Here is a 16,756-nt window from a genome sequence, read left to right as displayed (position 1 = left end):
TCTGAGAGAATTGGGCTGTGATCTCTCGAATCGATCTGCGCGGTACCGCCCTCCCCGAGGGCGGCGCCCTGCGCGACCTGCTGCCCCGTGCCGAGTTCGACGTGGAAGCCGCCCTGGAGACGGTGCGGCCCATCTGCGAGGACGTACGCCATCGTGGCTCGGCGGCAGTGATCGACTGGGGAGAGAAGTTCGACGGCGTGCGGCTGGACTCGGTCCGGGTCCCCGCCGAGGCCATCGTCGCGGCCCTGGAAGCCCTCGACCCCGCCGTGCGCGCCGCACTGGAGGAGTCGATCCGCCGCGCCCGCCTCGTCCACCACGAGCAGCGCCGCGCCACGCACACCACCCAGGTCGTCCCCGGCGGCACCGTCACCGAGAAGTGGGTGCCCGTCGAGCGTGTCGGGCTCTACGTCCCCGGCGGCCGCTCGGTCTACCCCTCGTCCGTCGTCATGAACGTGGTCCCCGCACAGGAGGCGGGCGTCGAGGGCATCGCCGTCGCGTCACCGCCCCAGAAGGAGTTCGGCGGCCTGCCGCACCCCACGATCCTCGCGGCGTGCGCCCTCCTCGACGTCGACGAGGTGTACGCCGCCGGCGGCGCCCAGGCCGTCGCGATGTTCGCGTACGGCACCGGGGACTGCCCCGCGGTGAACCTCGTCACCGGGCCCGGCAACATCTACGTCGCCGCCGCCAAGCGGCTCCTCAAGGGCCGCGTCGGCATCGACGCCGAGGCCGGTCCCACCGAGATCGCGATCCTCGCCGACGCGAGCGCCGACCCCGTGCACGTCGCCGCCGACCTGATCAGCCAGGCCGAGCACGACCCGATGGCCGCCGCGGTCCTCGTCACCGACTCCGAGGAACTCGCCGCCGCCACCGAGGCCGAGCTGAAGCCCCAGGTCGCCGCGACCCGGCACGTCACCGACCGCATCGAACCCGCGCTCGCCGGCCGCCAGTCCGCGATCGTCCTCGTCCGCGACATCGAGGACGGGCTCAGGGTCGTCGACGCCTACGCGGCCGAACACCTGGAGATCCAGACGGAGAACGCCGCCGCCGTCGCCGACCGGGTCCGCAACGCCGGGGCCGTCTTCGTCGGACCCTGGTCGCCCGTCTCCCTCGGCGACTACTGCGCCGGCTCCAACCACGTCCTGCCCACCGGCGGCTGCGCCTGCCACTCCTCGGGCCTGTCCGTGCAGTCCTTCCTGCGCGGCATCCACATCGTCGACTACACCCGCGACGCCCTCGCCGAGGTCACCCACCACGTGGTGACCCTGGCCGAGGCGGAGGACCTCCCCGCCCACGGCGCCGCGCTCAAGGCCAGGTTCGGCTGGAAGGTTCCGCAAGCGTGACGAACAGCACCAATGCCTGGGACGCGCTCCCGATCCGCGACGAACTCCGCGGGCAGTCCCCGTACGGCGCGCCCCAGCTCGACGTCCCCGTCCGGCTGAACACCAACGAGAACCCCTACCCGCTGCCCGACGCGCTCGTCGACCGCATCGCCGAACGGGTCCGCGAGGCCGCCCGCGACCTCAACCGCTACCCCGACCGCGACGCCGTCGAGCTCCGCACCGAGCTCGCCCGCTACCTCACCCGCACCGCGGGTCACGAGGTCACCACCGCGGGCGTCTGGGCGGCCAACGGCTCCAACGAGGTCCTCCAGCAGCTCCTGCAGACCTTCGGCGGGCCCGGGCGCACCGCGATCGGCTTCGAACCCTCGTACTCCATGCACGCCCTCATCGCGCGCGGCACCGGCACCGGCTGGATCTCCGGACCGCGCGACGAGGACTTCACCATCGACGTGGAGGCCGCGAAGAAGGCCATCGCCGAGCACCGGCCGGAAGTCGTCTTCATCACGTCGCCCAACAACCCCACCGGCACCGCCGTCGACGCGGACACGGTCGTCGCGCTGTACGACGCGGCCCAGGCCGCCCGGCCCTCGATGGTCGTCGTCGACGAGGCGTACGGCGAGTTCAGCCACCACCCCTCGCTGCTCCCGCTCATCGAGGGCCGCCCCCACCTGGTGCTCTCGCGCACCATGTCCAAGGCCTTCGGCGCCGCGGGCCTGCGCCTCGGCTACCTCGCCGCGGCCCCGGCCGTCGTCGACGCCGTACAGCTGGTGCGCCTGCCGTACCACCTGTCCTCCGTCACCCAGGCCACCGCGCTCGCGGCCCTGGAGCACACCGATACGCTGCTCGGGTACGTCGCGCAGCTCAAGAGCGAGCGCGACCGGCTGGTCGGCGGGCTGCGGGAGCTCGGCTTCGCCGTGACCGACTCGGACGCCAACTTCGTCCAGTTCGGCCGCTTCGCCGACAGCCACGCCGCCTGGCAGGAGATCCTCGACCGGGGCGTCCTGGTCCGGGACAACGGTGTGCCGGGGTGGCTGCGGGTCTCCGCGGGAACCCCGGCAGAGAACGACGCGTTCCTCGATGCGGTGCGCGAACTGAAGAAGGAGCACGACGCATGAGCCGCGTAGGCAGGGTGGAGCGGACCACCAAGGAGACCTCCGTGCTCGTCGAGATCGACCTCGACGGCACCGGCAAGGTCGACGTCGCGACCGGGGTCGGCTTCTACGACCACATGCTCGACCAGCTCGGCCGGCACGGGCTCTTCGACCTCACGGTCAAGACCGAGGGCGACCTCCACATCGACTCGCACCACACCATCGAGGACACCGCCCTCGCACTCGGCGCGGCCTTCAAGCAGGCGCTGGGCGACAAGGTCGGCATCTACCGCTTCGGCAACTGCACCGTGCCGCTGGACGAGTCGCTCGCCCAGGTCACCGTCGACCTCTCCGGCCGCCCCTACCTGGTGCACACCGAGCCGGAGAAGATGGCGCCGATGATCGGCGAGTACGACACGACGATGACCCGGCACATCCTGGAGTCCTTCGTCGCCCAGGCGCAGATCGCGCTGCACGTCCACGTCCCGTACGGCCGCAACGCCCACCACATCGTGGAGTGCCAGTTCAAGGCGCTGGCCCGCGCGCTCCGCTACGCCAGCGAGCACGACCCGCGCGCCGCCGGCATCCTGCCCTCCACGAAGGGCGCGCTGTGACCGGCCTCAACACCATTCTCATCGTCGTCGGCCTGTTCCTGGCCGGCGGCGTCTACTCCTTCTGGAAGCAGGGCATGCCCAAGGGCGTCGTCGTGCTCCTCGGAATCGGCTCCGTGATGTGCCTGGCAGCGGGCCTCCTGCGGATCCAGTGACTCCGGGAATGAGGAATCTGTGAGCGACAAGAAGAAGGTCGTCGTCTTCGACTACGGCTTCGGCAACGTCCGTTCCGCGGAGCGGGCCATCGCCCACGTCGGCGGGGACGTGGAGATCACCCGCGACTTCGACACCGCCATGAACGCCGACGGGCTGCTCGTCCCCGGCGTCGGCGCCTTCTCGGCCTGCATGGCGGGACTGAAGGAGGCCCGCGGCGACTGGATCATCGGACGCAGGCTGTCCGGCGGCCGGCCCGTCATGGGCATCTGCGTCGGCATGCAGATCCTGTTCGAGCGCGGCATCGAGCACGGCGTGGAGACGGAGGGCCTCGACGAGTGGCCCGGCACCGTCGGCCCGCTGAAGGCCGACGTCGTCCCGCACATGGGCTGGAACACCGTCGAGGCCCCCGAGGACTCCCGGCTCTTCGCCGGCCTCGACCGCGACGAGCGCTACTACTTCGTGCACTCCTACGCGGCGCACGACTGGTCCCTCGAAGTGACCAACGCCAAGATCCGTGCCCCCAAGGTCACCTGGGCGACGCACGGAGAGCGGTTCGTGGCGGCCGTCGAGAACGGCGCGCTGTGGGCCACCCAGTTCCACCCCGAGAAGTCCGGCGATGCCGGCGCCCAGCTGCTGACCAACTGGATCGAGACGCTGTAATGCCGAAGCTTGAACTGCTCCCCGCCGTAGACGTGCGCGACGGCCAGGCCGTCCGCCTCGTGCACGGCGAATCCGGCTCCGAGACCTCCTACGGCTCCCCGCTCGAGGCGGCCCTCGCCTGGCAGAGCTCCGGCGCCGAGTGGCTCCACCTCGTCGACCTGGACGCCGCGTTCGGCACCGGTGACAACCGCGCCCTGATCGCCGAGGTCGCCGGCGCGATGGACATCAAGGTGGAGCTCTCCGGCGGCATCCGCGACGACGCCTCGCTCGAGGCGGCGCTCGCCACCGGCTGCCGCCGCGTCAACCTCGGCACCGCCGCCCTGGAGACCCCCGAGTGGGTCGCCAAGGTCATCGCCGAGCACGGCGACAAGATCGCCGTCGGCCTCGACGTCCGCGGCACGACCCTGCGCGGCCGCGGCTGGACCCGCGACGGCGGCGACCTCTACGAGACGCTCGCCCGCCTCGACTCCGAGGGGTGCGCCCGCTACGTCGTGACCGACATCGCCAAGGACGGCACGCTGGAGGGTCCCAACCTGGGCCTGCTGCGCGACGTCTGCGCGGCCACCGACCGGCCCGTCGTCGCCTCCGGCGGCGTCTCCTCGCTGGCCGACCTGCGCGCGATCTCCCTGCTCGTCCCGGAGGGCGTCGAGGGCGCGATCGTCGGAAAGGCCCTGTACGCCAAGGCGTTCACGCTGGAGGAGGCACTGAAGGCGGTCTCCGCATGACGGACTCCGTGCGCCGTTTCTCCTCGGACGCCCCGTGGGAGGAGAAGTTCGGCTACTCCCGCGCGGTGCAGCTGCCGGGCGGCCTGGTCCTCGTGTCCGGATGCACATCCGTGGCGGACGGCGAGATCTCCGAGGGCGGTCCGTACGAGCAGGCCGTCGCCTCCTTCAAGGTCGCCTTCGACGCGCTGAAGCAGGCGGGCCTGGGCCGCGAGGACATCGTCCGTACCCGGATGTACCTCACGCACGCCCGGGACGTGGACGAGGTCGGCCGCGCCCACAAGGAGCTGTTCGACGACGTCCGCCCCGCCGCCTCGATGGTCGTCGTGGCCGGTCTGGTGGACCCTTCCCTCGTCGTCGAGGTCGAGGTCGAGGCCTACCGGGCGGGTGAGCGATGAGCCTGGCCGTACGCGTCATCCCGTGCCTGGACGTCGACAACGGCCGGGTCGTCAAGGGCGTCAACTTCCAGAACCTGCGCGACGCGGGCGACCCCGTCGAGATGGCCAAGCTGTACGACGCCGAGGGCGCCGACGAGCTGACGTTCCTCGACATCACGGCGTCCAGCGGCGACCGGGAGACGACGTACGACGTGGTGCGCCGCACCGCGGAGCAGGTCTTCATCCCGCTGACCGTCGGCGGCGGCGTCCGCACCCCCGACGACGTCGACAAGCTCCTGCGGGCCGGGGCCGACAAGGTCGGCGTCAACACCGCGGCCATCGCCCGCCCCGACCTCGTCCGTGAGATCGCGGAGCGCTTCGGACGGCAGGTGCTCGTGCTCTCCGTCGACGCCCGCCGCACCCCCACGGGCACCTTCGAGGTCACCACGCACGGCGGCCGCAAGGGCACCGGCATCGACGCGGTCGAGTGGGCGCACCGGGCCGCCGAGCTCGGCGCGGGGGAGATCCTCCTCAACTCGATGGACGCGGACGGCACGAAGGACGGCTACGACACCGAGATGATCGAGGCCGTGCGGGCGCACGTCACCGTCCCCGTCATCGCCTCGGGCGGTGCGGGCCGGCTGGCGGACTTCGCCCCGGCGGTCGGCGCGGGTGCCGACGCGGTCCTGGCCGCGTCCGTCTTCCACTTCGGTGACCTGCGGATCTCCGAGGTCAAGGACGCGCTGCGGGAGGCCGGCCACCCGGTGCGCTGACCGGAACGGGAGCGGACCGGGAGCCGAAGACCGGCGATCTCGCCGATGTCCGGGCCCGGGGTGCACCGCGAGAGTGGCGGCGTCAGCGAATGACGGCGCCACCCACGCGGTGCACCCTCCGGGCCCCGGACGACGGGCCGGGGGCCGGTGCGTGCGGTGCCGCCCCGACCGAGAGGATCCCCCCTCGTGCAGCAGCACCTCCCCTCCGGCGACACCTCCCCGCGCCACCGGATGCCGAGCCGCTCCCGTACGGTCAGGCTCGCCCTGGCCGCCGCCGCGGCCACCGCCGGCCTGGTCACCGCCCTGATCCCGGGCGCCCAGGCCGCGGACAACCCGTACGAGCGCGGCCCGGCCCCGAGCAACTCCAGCATCGAGGCGAGCCGCGGCTCCTACGCGACCTCGCAGACCACCGTCTCCTCGCTGAGCGTCAGCGGGTTCGGCGGCGGCACGGTCTACTACCCGACGTCGACCTCGGACGGCACCTTCGGCGCGGTCGTCATCTCGCCCGGCTTCACCGCCTACCAGTCGAGCATCGCCTGGCTCGGCCCGCGCCTGGCCTCCCAGGGCTTCGTGGTCTTCACCATCGACACGAACACGACCGTGGACCAGCCGGCCAGCAGGGGCGACCAGTTGCTGGCCGCCCTGGACTACCTCACCCAGAGAAGCTCCGTCCGCACGCGCGTCGACGCGTCACGGCTCGGCGTGATGGGCCACTCCATGGGCGGCGGAGGCACCCTCGAAGCCGCGAAGGACCGGCCGTCGCTCCAGGCAGCCATCCCGCTGACCGGCTGGAACACGGACAAGACCTGGCCCGAGGTGCGGACGCCCACCCTGGTCATCGGCGCGGACGGTGACACGGTCGCCCCGGTGGCGACGCACTCGGAGCCCTTCTACACCTCGCTGCCGAGCTCGCTCGACAAGGCCTACCTGGAGCTGCGCGGGGCGAGTCACTTCACCCCGAACTCCTCCAACACGACGATCGCGAAGTACAGCATCTCGTGGCTGAAGCGGTTCATCGACAACGACACCCGCTACGAGCAGTTCCTCTGCCCGCTCCCGTCCGCGAGCCTGACCATCGCGGAGTACCGGGGCACCTGCCCGCACACCTCCTGACCACGGGGGCCGGGGCCGGACCGCGCGTACCGCGGTCCGGCCCCTCCGCGTGCGCGGTCAGGCTCCGTCGCGGGAGAGGAACGCCGCGATGCCCGCGGCGAATCCGGGATCGCGTACGGCCGTCAGATGGTCCCCCGGGAGCACGGTCAGCTCCGCACCCGCGATCGCCGAGGCCAGCACGCCGGGCCGGGTCGCGAGAGGGTCGTCCGCACCGGCCAGCACCAGCGTGGGGACGGTGATCCGGTCCAGCGGCAGCGCGTCGCGGTGCACGGCGCGTATCTGCGCGGCCAGCGCCAGCCGGTCGCCGCCCGCCGTGTCCGCCAGGACGCGGAACGCCCGTGTCCGCTCCGGGGCGTCCGCCGCGTCCTCGGCCGTCAGCGCCGCCGACACCAGATCCGGCGGGATCACCCGGGTGTCGAGCCCGCCCACCTCCACCGCCCCCGCGCCGATCCCGCCCACGACGAGACGGCTGATCCGGGGGTCCCGTGCCGCGGCGAGGATCGCGACCACGGCGCCCATGGAGTACCCCGCAACATGGACCCGGTCCGCGCCGATCCGGTCGATGAGAAGCCGCACGTCACGGGCCATCAGCGACTCGCCGTAGTGCGCGTCGGTGTGCGGCCCGTCCGAATCGCCGTGCCCGCGCGCGTCCGGGGCGTAGACCCGGCGGCCCCGTGCCACCAGCGCCTCCACGACCCCGGGGCCCTCCCAGTTCAGCCGGGCGTGGACGGCGAAGCCGTGGAGCAGCACGACCGGGGGCAGGGCGCTGTCCGGGTCCCGTGACCAGGACCGGTACCGCAGGGTCAGGCCGTCGTGCGTGCGCAGTTCATCCGTCATGCGGCGACGCTACGGGCGCGCCGCCCCGGTACGGCGCGCGCCTGTGCCCGCGCACAGCGTCACGGCCGTCGTGTTGGGAGCCCGCACCGCACCGGCCCGCCCGGGAACCAGGAGCGGACGCGCACCTTCCGACGCTGTTTACGCGGAAGTAACGTCGATGAGGTGACCCCATCGACGACCGTGCACAGTCCGCCCCGGCTGTACGGCCGCAGCGGCGAACTCGCCATCCTGGACACCCTGCTGGGACGGCTCGGGGCAGGTGACGGCGGAGCGCTCGTGCTGACCTCCCCGCCCGGCCTGGGCCGCACCGCCCTGCTGAGGCGCGCCGCAGCCGAGCACGCGGGCCGGCACGGCGGGACCGTGCTGTACGCGGCCGCCGCCCCCACCGAGCGACGGCTGCCCCACAGCGGACTGCACGCCCTGCTGTGCTCCGCGCCGCGCCCGCTGCCCGACACGCTCCTGCGCTCCGGCGTCACGCCGGGCGGGCTCCTCGCCGTGCTGCGCGGCCTGGGGGCCGAGGAGCCCCTGCTGGTCTGCGTGGACGACGCGCACGCCTGGGACCCGGACTCACGCGCCGCCCTCGGATTCGCCGCCCGCAGACTCGGCGCGGGCAGCCGCGTCGCGGTGGTGATCGGCTCGGCCGACGAGACCGCCTTCGCCGGACTGCCGGCACTGCGTCTGGCCCCGCTCGACGACGACGCGGCCACCGCGCTGCTCGACTCGCTGACCGCCGGCACCGGCGACGTGGACCCCGTCGTGCGCAGCGAACTCCTGCGCGAGGCGGCCGGGAACCCGAGACTCCTGGCCGGTCTCGCCGGTCGCCTGACGCCAGGTCAGCTTGCGGGGCGCACGGCGCTGCCCTATCCGCTGCCCGGCGCCGAGAGCGTCCTCGACGCCCACGCCGAACACCTGGGCGCGCTCTCCGCGGACACCCACACCCTGCTGCTGCTCGCCGCCGCCGCGGAGGAGCACGAACCGGACGGCGCCGGGTCCGACGCGGCCCTGCTGCTGCGGGCGGGGGCCCGCGCGGGGCTCGCCACCGCTCAGCTGGACCGGGTGCTGTTCGCGCCCGCCGGAACGGCCGGGCCTCTGCAACGCGCGGGCAGCCGGGTGCACTTCAGTCATCCGCTGCTGCGCCGCGCGGTGCTGCACCGGGCGCCGCCCGCCCGTCGCCGCGCGGTGCACGAACTGCTCGCCGGCCTGCTCACCCGGCCAGGCTCGCCACCGCTGCCCGCCCTCGTCCAGCGGGCCTGTGCGGCACCCGGCCCCGACGCGGCTCTCGCGGAGGGGCTGGAGGCGGCCGCGGTCGCCCCGTACCCGCACGGTGAACGCTCCGCCGCGCTCGCCCGCGCCGCCGCGCTCTCCACCGACGACTCCCTGCGCGCGGCGCGCTTCGCCGCCGCCGCCGAGCAGGCGCGGCTGGCCGGTGACACCGGCCGGGCCCGCGCCATGCTGGCCCGCGTCGGCCCGCACCTGGCCGGGGGCGCCGCGCCGTACGTCCGCGGCATGCTCGCCCTGCGCGACGGACCGGTGGCCGACGCCCGCGAGGCGCTCCTGACCGCCGCCGGACTGCTGGCCCCGCACGACCCGCGCCGCACCCTGGACGCGCTGTTCGGCGCGGCGGAGGCGGCCTGGGCCATGGGGGACGCCATCGCCTACCTCGACGCGATGAACCGCGTCCCCGTGGCGGCCGCCGACCGGCCCATGGCCCAGTACCGCGCCGGCATGTGCGCCGTGCTGGCCGGCCATCCGGGCCGCGGCCACGCGCTGCTGCGGTGCTGCCTCGACTCGGCGGACCGCACCGACGACGCCGGTGAACTCCTGCGCGCCGCGGCCTCGGCGCTGGTGCTCGGCGAGGTCGAGGCCGCCTGCCGGGCGGGCGCCCGCGCGCTCGCCGCCGTACGCGTCCGGGGACCCGAATCCCTGCTCCCGCACGCCCTGGAGCAGCTCGCCTACGCCGAACTGCGCATGGGCCGGCACGCGAGGGCACGGGCGCACGCGCTGGAAGGGCTGCACGCCGCCCGGCGCACCGGGCAGCCCAACGCCGCGACCCACCTGCACGCCGTGCTCGCGCTCGCGGCCTCCGTGGAGGGACCGGCCGAGGCGTGTGCCGCCCACGCGGACGCGGCCCTCGCCGGCGCGGGACCGCACGGTCTCGCCCAGGCGGCCATGCTCGCCACCTGGGCGGTCGCCCGCGCGGACCTCGCGGCCGGACGGCCCGGCGAGGCGGCGGCCCGGCTCGGGCCACTGGTCAGACCCGGCCCGGGGACCGGGCACTTCGCCACCCGGATGCTCGCGGTGCCGTGCTACGTCGAAGCGATGGCGCTGTCCGGGCGCGCGGACGAGGGAGCCGGAGAGCTCGACGTGGCGGTCGGTGAGTTCGCGCTGTGGACCGCCCGCACCACCGATCCGCAGGTTCCGGCGCAGCTGGCGCGCTGCCGCGCCCTGCTGGCGCCCCCCGAGGAGGCCGCGGCGCGCTACGAGGAGGCGCTGGTCCACCACGACCGGGCCGGCGGCGACTTCGAGCGCGCCCGCACCCGGCTGCTCCACGGCCAGCTGCTGCGCCGGCTGCGCCGGACCCGCGAGGCGCGCGGCCCCCTGCGCGATGCCCTGGTGGGCTTCGAGCGCTGCTCGGCCCGTGCCTGGGCGGACCGCGCGAGCGGTGAACTGCGGGCCGCCGGGGAGGCGGTGGACGGCCCGGACCGCGGCGGGCCGGGCCCGCTGGCCGGACTGACCCCGCAGCAGCAGCGGATCGCCCGCTGCGTCGCCGAGGGGGCGACCAACCGCGAGGTGGCCGTGCGGCTCTCGGTGAGCCCCAGGACCGTCGACCACCATCTCCGCAACGTGTTCTCGGCGCTCGGGGTACGGTCCCGGACCGAGCTCGCGCGACTGCTCGACCGCGGGTCCGGGGCGAGGTTGCAGGACCGTGATGAGAAGAACCGCGCACACCCCTAGGTACCGACCGGGCGGTATGCCATTCTGCGGTCGTCAGGATCGATCGGTGTGCGCCCGCCCGCCCGGGGCCGGGCACACACCGGGGCCGGCCCAACCGCAGCCGGCCGATTCCCGGTGGAGGCCGCCATGCCGCAGGTCGTACGTTCACGGATCAGGGCGCTGCACGGACCGCCCCCCGCCCCGCCCGTGCCGCACCGCTTCCGGTCCCTGGCCGACCGCGAGGCCGTGGCGGTGCTCCACCGGGCGGCCCGCGTGCTGCTGGACGCGCTGCCGGAGCTCACCGACCGGCTGGTCGAGGCGCTGCGGGAGCAGGTGCCCGCCTACCGCGCCGCGATGGAGACCGAACCCGCCGAGATCTGGCAGGAGGTCCACCACTCACTGCGCCACAACATCGCCTCCCTGGTCCAGCCCCGGGAGTTCAGGGAGGCCGCCCACCGCACCTCCCGGTGGATCGGCGAGAGCCGGGCCGAGCAGGGCGTACCCCTCGACGCGGTCATGCACGCCTTCCGGATGGGCGGAGCGATGGTCTGGCAGGACCTGGTCGACCACACCGCCCGGCGTCACCCCGAGGACACCCGCCTGCTCGTCCATGTCGCCGCGGACGTGTGGAACTTCGTCGACGAGCACTGCGCGGTCGTCGCCGAGGCGTACCGGCAGGCCGAACGGCGGCTGGCCTGGCGCCGTGAGAACCGGCAGCGCCTCATGACGGCGGCCCTGCTGGACGGCACCGCCCGGATCGCCGACCTGCCCGACGCCGCGGCGATGCTGGGCCTGCCGGTGCAGGGACGGTACGCGGTGCTCGCGGCGACGGGCGCCCGCCGGACCCCGCACGGCGCGGGACGCCCGCCGCTGACGCTGGCCGAGGGTGTCCCGGCCCTCTGGCACACCGCGGGCGACGTGGAACTGGCCGTCCTCCCGCTCGGCACGGGCGCGCCCGCCGCGGACGCCGGCGCACCGGGCGGCGAGGACGGCGTGGACCGGGCGGCGGCGGCCGCGGGCTGCGCCCCGGCAGCCGCTCCCGGCGTGCGCGCCCGTTCCGACGCCGACGGCGAACTCGCCTCGCTGGCCGCCGGACTGGCGGCCCCCGCGGGAACCCGTGTGGGCATAAGCTCCGTCGTCGACGGACTCGCGTCCGTCGGAGACGCGCGGGCCCTCGCCGAGACGGCGCTCCGGGCCTGCCCCGCCTCCGGCGGAACCGTCCTGCTGGACGAGCACCTGCCCACCGCGCTCGTCGTGTCGTCCCCCGGCCTGGGAGCCGCCCTGGCCGACCGCGTCTTCGGGCAACTGGACGCGCTCGACCCGGCGGACCGCGACGTGCTCGTCGAGACGCTGACGGCGTGGCTCGACGCGGACGGATCCGCGCAGCGGGCGGGTGCCCGGCTGTACTGCCACCGCAACACCGTGCTGAACCGGCTCCGGCGCTTCGAGCAGCTGACGGGGCGTTGCCTGACACGGCCCACGGACGCGGTCGAGGTCTCGCTGGCGCTGGCCGCCCGGCGGCTGCTGGCGGACTGAACCCGCCCCGGGCGGCGCCGCGGGCGGCGGTCGCGCCGCACCCGACGGGGGCGCGGCCGCCGCGCTGTCCGGCACCGGGGCGCGGCCCGGGTCCGGCACGTCGCCCGGAGCCGCCAGGTCGTGACGCCTCAAGTCGACCCGCAGGCAGGGCGGTTCCGTACGCGCACCGGCTGTGCCGGCGCACAGATCCCCACCGCAGGTGCTGTACCCGCGCCGCGTCCCGCTCCCGCCCCCTGTGCCGGGCGTGACCCGGCTGCTGCCATGGCGCGCATGTCCTCCACTGCACACAGAGCCCTGCCGGCGGAGCGAGACCGGTGAGCGGCGCGATCGACGCGCGGTCCCTGGCCGTGGTCATCTTCCTCGGATTCGTCGCGGTGTCCCTGCTGTTGTGCGGGCTGGCCGCCGCGGACCAGGACGACCCGGACCACTTCTACGCCGGCGGGTCCACCCTCGGACCCGTCGGCGGGGGACTGGCCATCGCCGGGGACTACGTCTCCGCCGCCACGCTCCTGTCCACCACGGGTTCCGTCGCCCTCGCCGGCTTCGACGGGCTGCTGTTCGCCCTGGCGACGGTCGCCTCCCTGGCCCTGGTCATGCGGCTCTTCGCCGAACGCCTGCGCCGCAGAGGCGTGTTCACGCTCGGTGACTTCCTCGCCGACCGGCTCGGCGACGGTTCCGTACGCCGGGCCCTGGGGGTTGCCACCCTCGTCGTCCTCGCGCCCCTGCTGCTGGTGCAGCTCACCACCGCCGGGCACGTCATGACCGCCATGTTCGGACTGCCCGACGGCGCGCTCACCGGCTGCACCGTCGCCAGTGGGGCGCTCATGGTCTGCTACTCGGCCTTCGGAGGCATGCGCGGCACCGGTTACATCCAGATCCTCAAGGTGGCCGTCGTCCTCGGCGCGGTCACCCTGCTCGCCGGACTGGTCCTCGCACGCTTCGGCTGGTCCCCGTTCGCCCTCTTCGACGCGGCCCGGGCGGGCAGCAAGGCCGGCGGCGACTACGCGCGCCCCGGACTGCAGTTCGGCCACGGACTCGCGGGCGGGCTCGACCTGATCGGCTTCCAGATCACCCTGGTGCTCGGGGCGGCCTGCATGCCCCACATCATGATGCGGCTCCACCCGGTCCGCGACGCCCGGACGGCGCGCCGGGCCGGCGTCTGGGCCGTGGCCCCGGTCGCCCTGCTGTGCGCGGGCATCGTGGTCGTCGGACTCGGGGCGTCCGCCCTCGTCGGCCGGGACCTGCTGCGGGCCGCCGACCCGGCCGGCGGCACGGCCCTGCTCATGGTGACGGGCGCCCTGGACCCGGCGGCCGCGGGACCGCGCGACAGTCCGCTGTTCGCGCTCGTCGCCTGTGCCGCGTTCGCGACCACCCTGGCCGCGGTGGCCGGCATCACCCTGGCGGCGGCGTCGTCCGTGGCCCGCGACTTCACGGCCCGCCGGGGAGCGCAGGGCGAGGGTACGGCCTCGGGGCGGGAGATCCGGATGGCCCGCTGGGCCGTCGCCGCCATCGGGGCGCTCGCCGTGCTCCTGTCGGCGTACACCCACGACCGGAACCCCCAGGTGCTGTTGTCCCTGTCGTTCGCGGCGGCGGCCTCGATCCTGCCGCCCGTCCTGCTGTACGCCCTGTTCCGCCCGCGCTTCGACGCGCGCGGGGTGCGGTGGACCGTGTACGGGACGCTTCCCCTGATCGTGGTCCTGATGGTCCTGTCACCGGCGTTCTCCGGCACGCCCGTCGCGCTGTTCCCGGAGTGGGACTTCGACGTGTTCCCGCTCCAGACCCCGGGCCTGGTCACCGTCCCCGCGGGCTTCCTCCTCGGGCTGCTGGGCAGCGGCCGCGGCCAGGACGCCGCCGACGACGAGGCCCGGCACCGCCACCGCACCCGCCGGCCACCCGCCCGGGCCCGCGGCGGGGCCTGAGCGGACGGGCGGCGGCGCCCGCGCGCCGCCCCGGCCGTGCCCGTGGGGCCGGACGGGGCGGCCGTGGCCGTCCGGTCGCGCGGGCTAGAGGCCCAGCTCCGCCGTGTGCAGCCGGGCCAGGGCGTCCTTGTCCCCGTCCAGCTCCACCCGCGCGGCGTCCTGGCGCCCCGCGGCGAACAGCAGCAGCTCGCCCGGCTCCCCGGTGACCGTCACCACCGGGGTGCCCTTGTGGGCCACCACCGTCTGGCCGTCCGGGCGCCGCAGCACCAGGCCCACCGGAGCCCGGCGGCCCATCATCCGGGCGGTCTTCTCGGTGCGCGACCACAGGACGTCGGCGAAGACGGGGTCCAGTTCCCGCTGCGACCAGTCGGGCTGGGCCCGGCGCACGTCCTCCGCGTGGATGTAGAACTCCACCGTGTTGGCCGCCTCGTCCAGCTGCTTCAGCCCGAAGGGCGACATCCGCGGCGGCCCCGTACGGATGAGCTGGATCAGCTCCTCGTACGGCTTGGCGGCGAACTCGGCCTGCACCCGCTCCAGCCGGTTCTTCAGGGCGCCGAGCAGGATTCCGCCCGCCGCGTCCGCCCGGCGTTCGCGCACCACGACGTGGGCGGCCAGGTCCCGGGTCTTCCAGCCGTTGCACAGGGTCAGGGCCTCCGGGCCCGCCGCCTCCAACAGGTCGGCGAGCAGAAGACGTTCACGCTTCGCATGGGTCGACATGCCCGCCAGCGTACGGCCGCCGCACGGGGTCCGCCCAGTGGACGCACGGCCGGGCACCCGCTCCGGCGCGGCACAATGGGGCGCATGACCAGCGCGCCCGGCCCCGTACCCGCAAGCAGCCTCGATCCGGCAGTCGCCGCCCGCCTCAAGCGGGGTCCCGACGGCCTGGTCCCGGCCATCGCACAGCAGTACGACACCGGCGAGGTGCTCATGCTCGGCTGGATGGACGACGAGGCCCTGCACCGGACCCTGACCACCGGCCGCTGCACCTACTGGTCCCGCAGCCGCCAGGAGTACTGGGTCAAGGGCGACACGTCCGGCCACGTCCAACGGGTGAAATCCGTCGCCCTCGACTGCGACGCCGACACCGTGCTGGTCAAGGTCGACCAGACGGGCGCCGCCTGCCACACCGGCGCCCGCACCTGCTTCGACGAGGACGTCCTCCCGCTCACCGGGCCCCGGTAAGGTCAGCCGCCATGGATCTTGAGACCTTCCGCAAGCTCGCCGTCGACCGGCGCGTCATCCCGGTGAGCCGCCGGCTCCTGGCGGACGGCGACACCCCGGTCGGGCTGTACCGCAAGCTCGCGGCCGAGCGCACCGGCACGTTCCTCCTCGAATCCGCGGAGAACGGCCGCACCTGGTCCCGGTACTCCTTCATCGGGGTACGCAGCGCCGCCGCCCTGACCGCCGTCGACGGACGGGCCCGCTGGGTCGGCACGCCGCCCGTCGGCGTCCCCGTCGACGGCGACCCGCTGGAGACCCTGAGAGCCACGATCGAGACCCTGCACACCCCGCGTGACCTGGTCGACGACGGCCTGCCGCCGTTCACCGGCGGCATGGTCGGCTACCTCGGCTACGACGTCGTACGCCGGCTGGAGCGGATCACCGAGCACGGCGGCGACGACCTGAAGCTGCCCGAGCTCACGATGCTGCTCACCTCGGACCTCGCCGTCCTCGACCACGTGAACGGCACGGTGCTGCTGATCGCCAACGCGATCAACCACAACGACCTGGACACCGGGGTCGACGAGGCGTACGCCGACGCCGTCGCCCGGCTCGACGCCATGGAGCGGGACCTGTCGCGGCCCGTGGAGAACGCCCCCGCCGCCCTCCCGCCCTCGGAACTCCCCCCGTACACCGCGCTCTGGGGCGGCCAGGCGTTCCAGGACGCCGTCGCCGACATCAAGGAGCGCATCCGGGCGGGCGAGGCCTTCCAGGTCGTCCCCTCGCAGCGCTTCGAGACCCCGTGCACCGCGAGCGCGCTGGACGTCTACCGGGTCCTGCGGGCGACCAACCCGTCGCCGTACATGTACCTCTTCCGCTTCGACGGCTTCGACGTCGTCGGCTCCAGCCCCGAAGCGCTCGTCAAGGTCGAGGACGGCCGGGCCATGGTGCACCCCATCGCCGGGACCCGGCACCGCGGCGCCACCCCGCACGAGGACCAGGCCCTCGCCGACGAACTCCTCGCCGACCCGAAGGAGCGCGCCGAGCACCTGATGCTCGTCGACCTCGGCCGCAACGACCTGGGCCGGGTCTGCGCACCCGGCAGCGTCGAGGTCGTCGACTTCATGTCGGTCGAGCGCTACTCGCACGTGATGCACATCGTCTCCACCGTCACCGGGCGCGTGGCCGAGGACCGCACCGCGTTCGACGTGCTCACCGCGTGCTTCCCCGCCGGCACCCTCTCCGGCGCCCCCAAGCCGCGCGCCCTGCAGATCATCGAGGAGCTGGAACCGAGCCGCCGCGGCCTCTACGGCGGATGTGTCGGATATCTCGACTTCGCCGGGGACTCCGACACCGCGATCGCCATCAGGACCGCCCTGCTCCGTGACGGCACCGCCTACGTGCAGGCCGGAGCGGGCATCGTCGCCGACTCCGATCCCGTCGCCGAGGACACGGAGTGCCGCAACAAGGCCGCCGCGGTCCTGCGGGCGGTCCATACGGCCAACCGCCTCCGGGCCCACTGAGCC

16 protein-coding genes are annotated in these 16,756 nt (G+C 74.4%); 14 read left to right on the top strand and 2 right to left on the bottom strand.

The features are described from left to right. The first annotated feature begins 17 nt into the window (after positions 1–17). From hisD to bdeA, 9 genes are all read left to right on the top strand, one after another. Complete coding sequence (gene hisD, locus OHT61_RS08420; protein WP_329036450.1) at positions 18–1,340, top strand: histidinol dehydrogenase; 1,323 nt, start codon at positions 18–20, stop codon at positions 1,338–1,340. Beyond that, positions 1,337–2,455, top strand: coding sequence for a histidinol-phosphate transaminase (locus OHT61_RS08415; RefSeq protein WP_329036448.1), 1,119 nt, complete (start codon positions 1,337–1,339; stop codon positions 2,453–2,455). The genes hisD and OHT61_RS08415 overlap by 4 nt, the downstream gene beginning before the upstream one ends. After that, a complete protein-coding gene (gene hisB, locus OHT61_RS08410; RefSeq protein ID WP_073747726.1) occupies positions 2,452–3,045 on the top strand; it encodes an imidazoleglycerol-phosphate dehydratase HisB in 594 nt (197 codons plus the stop codon). Before OHT61_RS08415 ends, hisB begins: the two co-directional genes overlap by 4 nt. Next, positions 3,042–3,197 (top strand): hypothetical protein, encoded by a 156-nt coding sequence (locus OHT61_RS08405; protein ID WP_329036444.1) that lies wholly within the window; start codon positions 3,042–3,044, stop codon positions 3,195–3,197. The genes hisB and OHT61_RS08405 overlap by 4 nt, the downstream gene beginning before the upstream one ends. A gap of 19 nt (positions 3,198–3,216) precedes the next feature. After that, positions 3,217–3,858: an imidazole glycerol phosphate synthase subunit HisH gene (gene hisH / locus OHT61_RS08400; protein ID WP_329036442.1), complete on the top strand. Its 642-nt coding sequence runs from the start codon at positions 3,217–3,219 to the stop codon at positions 3,856–3,858. Continuing rightward, entirely contained in the window at positions 3,858–4,583 is a 726-nt protein-coding gene (gene priA / locus OHT61_RS08395; protein WP_329036441.1) for a bifunctional 1-(5-phosphoribosyl)-5-((5-phosphoribosylamino)methylideneamino)imidazole-4-carboxamide isomerase/phosphoribosylanthranilate isomerase PriA, read from the top strand. Before hisH ends, priA begins: the two co-directional genes overlap by 1 nt. Beyond that, positions 4,580–4,978 carry a RidA family protein gene (locus OHT61_RS08390; RefSeq protein WP_329036439.1) on the top strand — a complete coding sequence of 133 codons (399 nt, stop codon included), beginning with the start codon at positions 4,580–4,582 and terminating at the stop codon, positions 4,976–4,978. Before priA ends, OHT61_RS08390 begins: the two co-directional genes overlap by 4 nt. Next, positions 4,975–5,730, top strand: coding sequence for an imidazole glycerol phosphate synthase subunit HisF (gene hisF / locus OHT61_RS08385; protein ID WP_329036437.1), 756 nt, complete (start codon positions 4,975–4,977; stop codon positions 5,728–5,730). The genes OHT61_RS08390 and hisF overlap by 4 nt, the downstream gene beginning before the upstream one ends. Before the next feature lie 186 nt (positions 5,731–5,916). Beyond that, positions 5,917–6,843, top strand: coding sequence for a bis(hydroxyethyl) terephthalate hydrolase (gene bdeA / locus OHT61_RS08380; protein WP_329036436.1), 927 nt, complete (start codon positions 5,917–5,919; stop codon positions 6,841–6,843). Positions 6,844–6,900: 57 nt separating this feature from the next. Here the strand turns inward: bdeA and OHT61_RS08375 are convergent, their stop codons facing one another. Continuing rightward, positions 6,901–7,680, bottom strand: a complete 780-nt coding sequence (locus OHT61_RS08375; RefSeq protein WP_329036434.1) for an alpha/beta fold hydrolase — start codon at positions 7,678–7,680, stop codon at positions 6,901–6,903. Between the two features lie 162 nt (positions 7,681–7,842). Between OHT61_RS08375 and OHT61_RS08370 the strand changes: the two genes are divergently transcribed. From OHT61_RS08370 to OHT61_RS08360, 3 genes are all read left to right on the top strand, one after another. Beyond that, positions 7,843–10,635: a helix-turn-helix transcriptional regulator gene (locus OHT61_RS08370; protein WP_329036432.1), complete on the top strand. Its 2,793-nt coding sequence runs from the start codon at positions 7,843–7,845 to the stop codon at positions 10,633–10,635. 126 nt (positions 10,636–10,761) lie between these two features. Continuing rightward, positions 10,762–12,150 (top strand): PucR family transcriptional regulator, encoded by a 1,389-nt coding sequence (locus OHT61_RS08365; RefSeq protein WP_329036431.1) that lies wholly within the window; start codon positions 10,762–10,764, stop codon positions 12,148–12,150. A 314-nt stretch (positions 12,151–12,464) separates the two neighbouring features. After that, on the top strand, positions 12,465–14,069 hold the full coding sequence (locus tag OHT61_RS08360) for a sodium/solute symporter (protein ID WP_329036429.1): 1,605 nt from the start codon (positions 12,465–12,467) through the stop codon (positions 14,067–14,069). Between the two features lie 84 nt (positions 14,070–14,153). On the opposite strand, the gene OHT61_RS08355 is transcribed toward OHT61_RS08360, so the two are convergent. Continuing rightward, complete coding sequence (locus tag OHT61_RS08355; protein ID WP_329036428.1) at positions 14,154–14,786, bottom strand: TIGR03085 family metal-binding protein; 633 nt, start codon at positions 14,784–14,786, stop codon at positions 14,154–14,156. An 84-nt stretch (positions 14,787–14,870) separates the two neighbouring features. On the opposite strand from OHT61_RS08355, the gene hisI reads away from it, so the two are divergent. Continuing rightward, positions 14,871–15,251, top strand: a complete 381-nt coding sequence (gene hisI / locus OHT61_RS08350; RefSeq protein WP_327119568.1) for a phosphoribosyl-AMP cyclohydrolase — start codon at positions 14,871–14,873, stop codon at positions 15,249–15,251. A gap of 11 nt (positions 15,252–15,262) precedes the next feature. Beyond that, positions 15,263–16,753: an anthranilate synthase component I gene (locus OHT61_RS08345; RefSeq protein WP_329036426.1), complete on the top strand. Its 1,491-nt coding sequence runs from the start codon at positions 15,263–15,265 to the stop codon at positions 16,751–16,753. The last annotated feature ends 3 nt before the right edge of the window (positions 16,754–16,756 follow it).

The organism is Streptomyces sp. NBC_00178, assembly GCF_036206005.1.
GTDB lineage: Bacteria > Actinomycetota > Actinomycetes > Streptomycetales > Streptomycetaceae > Streptomyces.
This window is presented reverse-complemented; position numbering and strand designations above follow the sequence as displayed.

Excerpts from the sequence above, each read along its gene's own strand:
- hisB (WP_073747726.1), top strand. The coding sequence starts at position 2,452 with ATGAGCCGCGTAGGCAGGGTGGAGCGGACCACCAAGGAGACCTCCGTG.
- priA (WP_329036441.1), top strand. The coding sequence starts at position 3,858 with ATGCCGAAGCTTGAACTGCTCCCCGCCGTAGACGTGCGCGACGGCCAG.
- OHT61_RS08390 (WP_329036439.1), top strand. The coding sequence starts at position 4,580 with ATGACGGACTCCGTGCGCCGTTTCTCCTCGGACGCCCCGTGGGAGGAG.
- hisF (WP_329036437.1), top strand. The coding sequence starts at position 4,975 with ATGAGCCTGGCCGTACGCGTCATCCCGTGCCTGGACGTCGACAACGGC.
- OHT61_RS08375 (WP_329036434.1), bottom strand. The coding sequence starts at position 7,680 with ATGACGGATGAACTGCGCACGCACGACGGCCTGACCCTGCGGTACCGG.
- OHT61_RS08365 (WP_329036431.1), top strand. The coding sequence starts at position 10,762 with ATGCCGCAGGTCGTACGTTCACGGATCAGGGCGCTGCACGGACCGCCC.
- OHT61_RS08355 (WP_329036428.1), bottom strand. The coding sequence starts at position 14,786 with ATGTCGACCCATGCGAAGCGTGAACGTCTTCTGCTCGCCGACCTGTTG.
- hisI (WP_327119568.1), top strand. The coding sequence starts at position 14,871 with ATGACCAGCGCGCCCGGCCCCGTACCCGCAAGCAGCCTCGATCCGGCA.
- OHT61_RS08345 (WP_329036426.1), top strand. The coding sequence starts at position 15,263 with ATGGATCTTGAGACCTTCCGCAAGCTCGCCGTCGACCGGCGCGTCATC.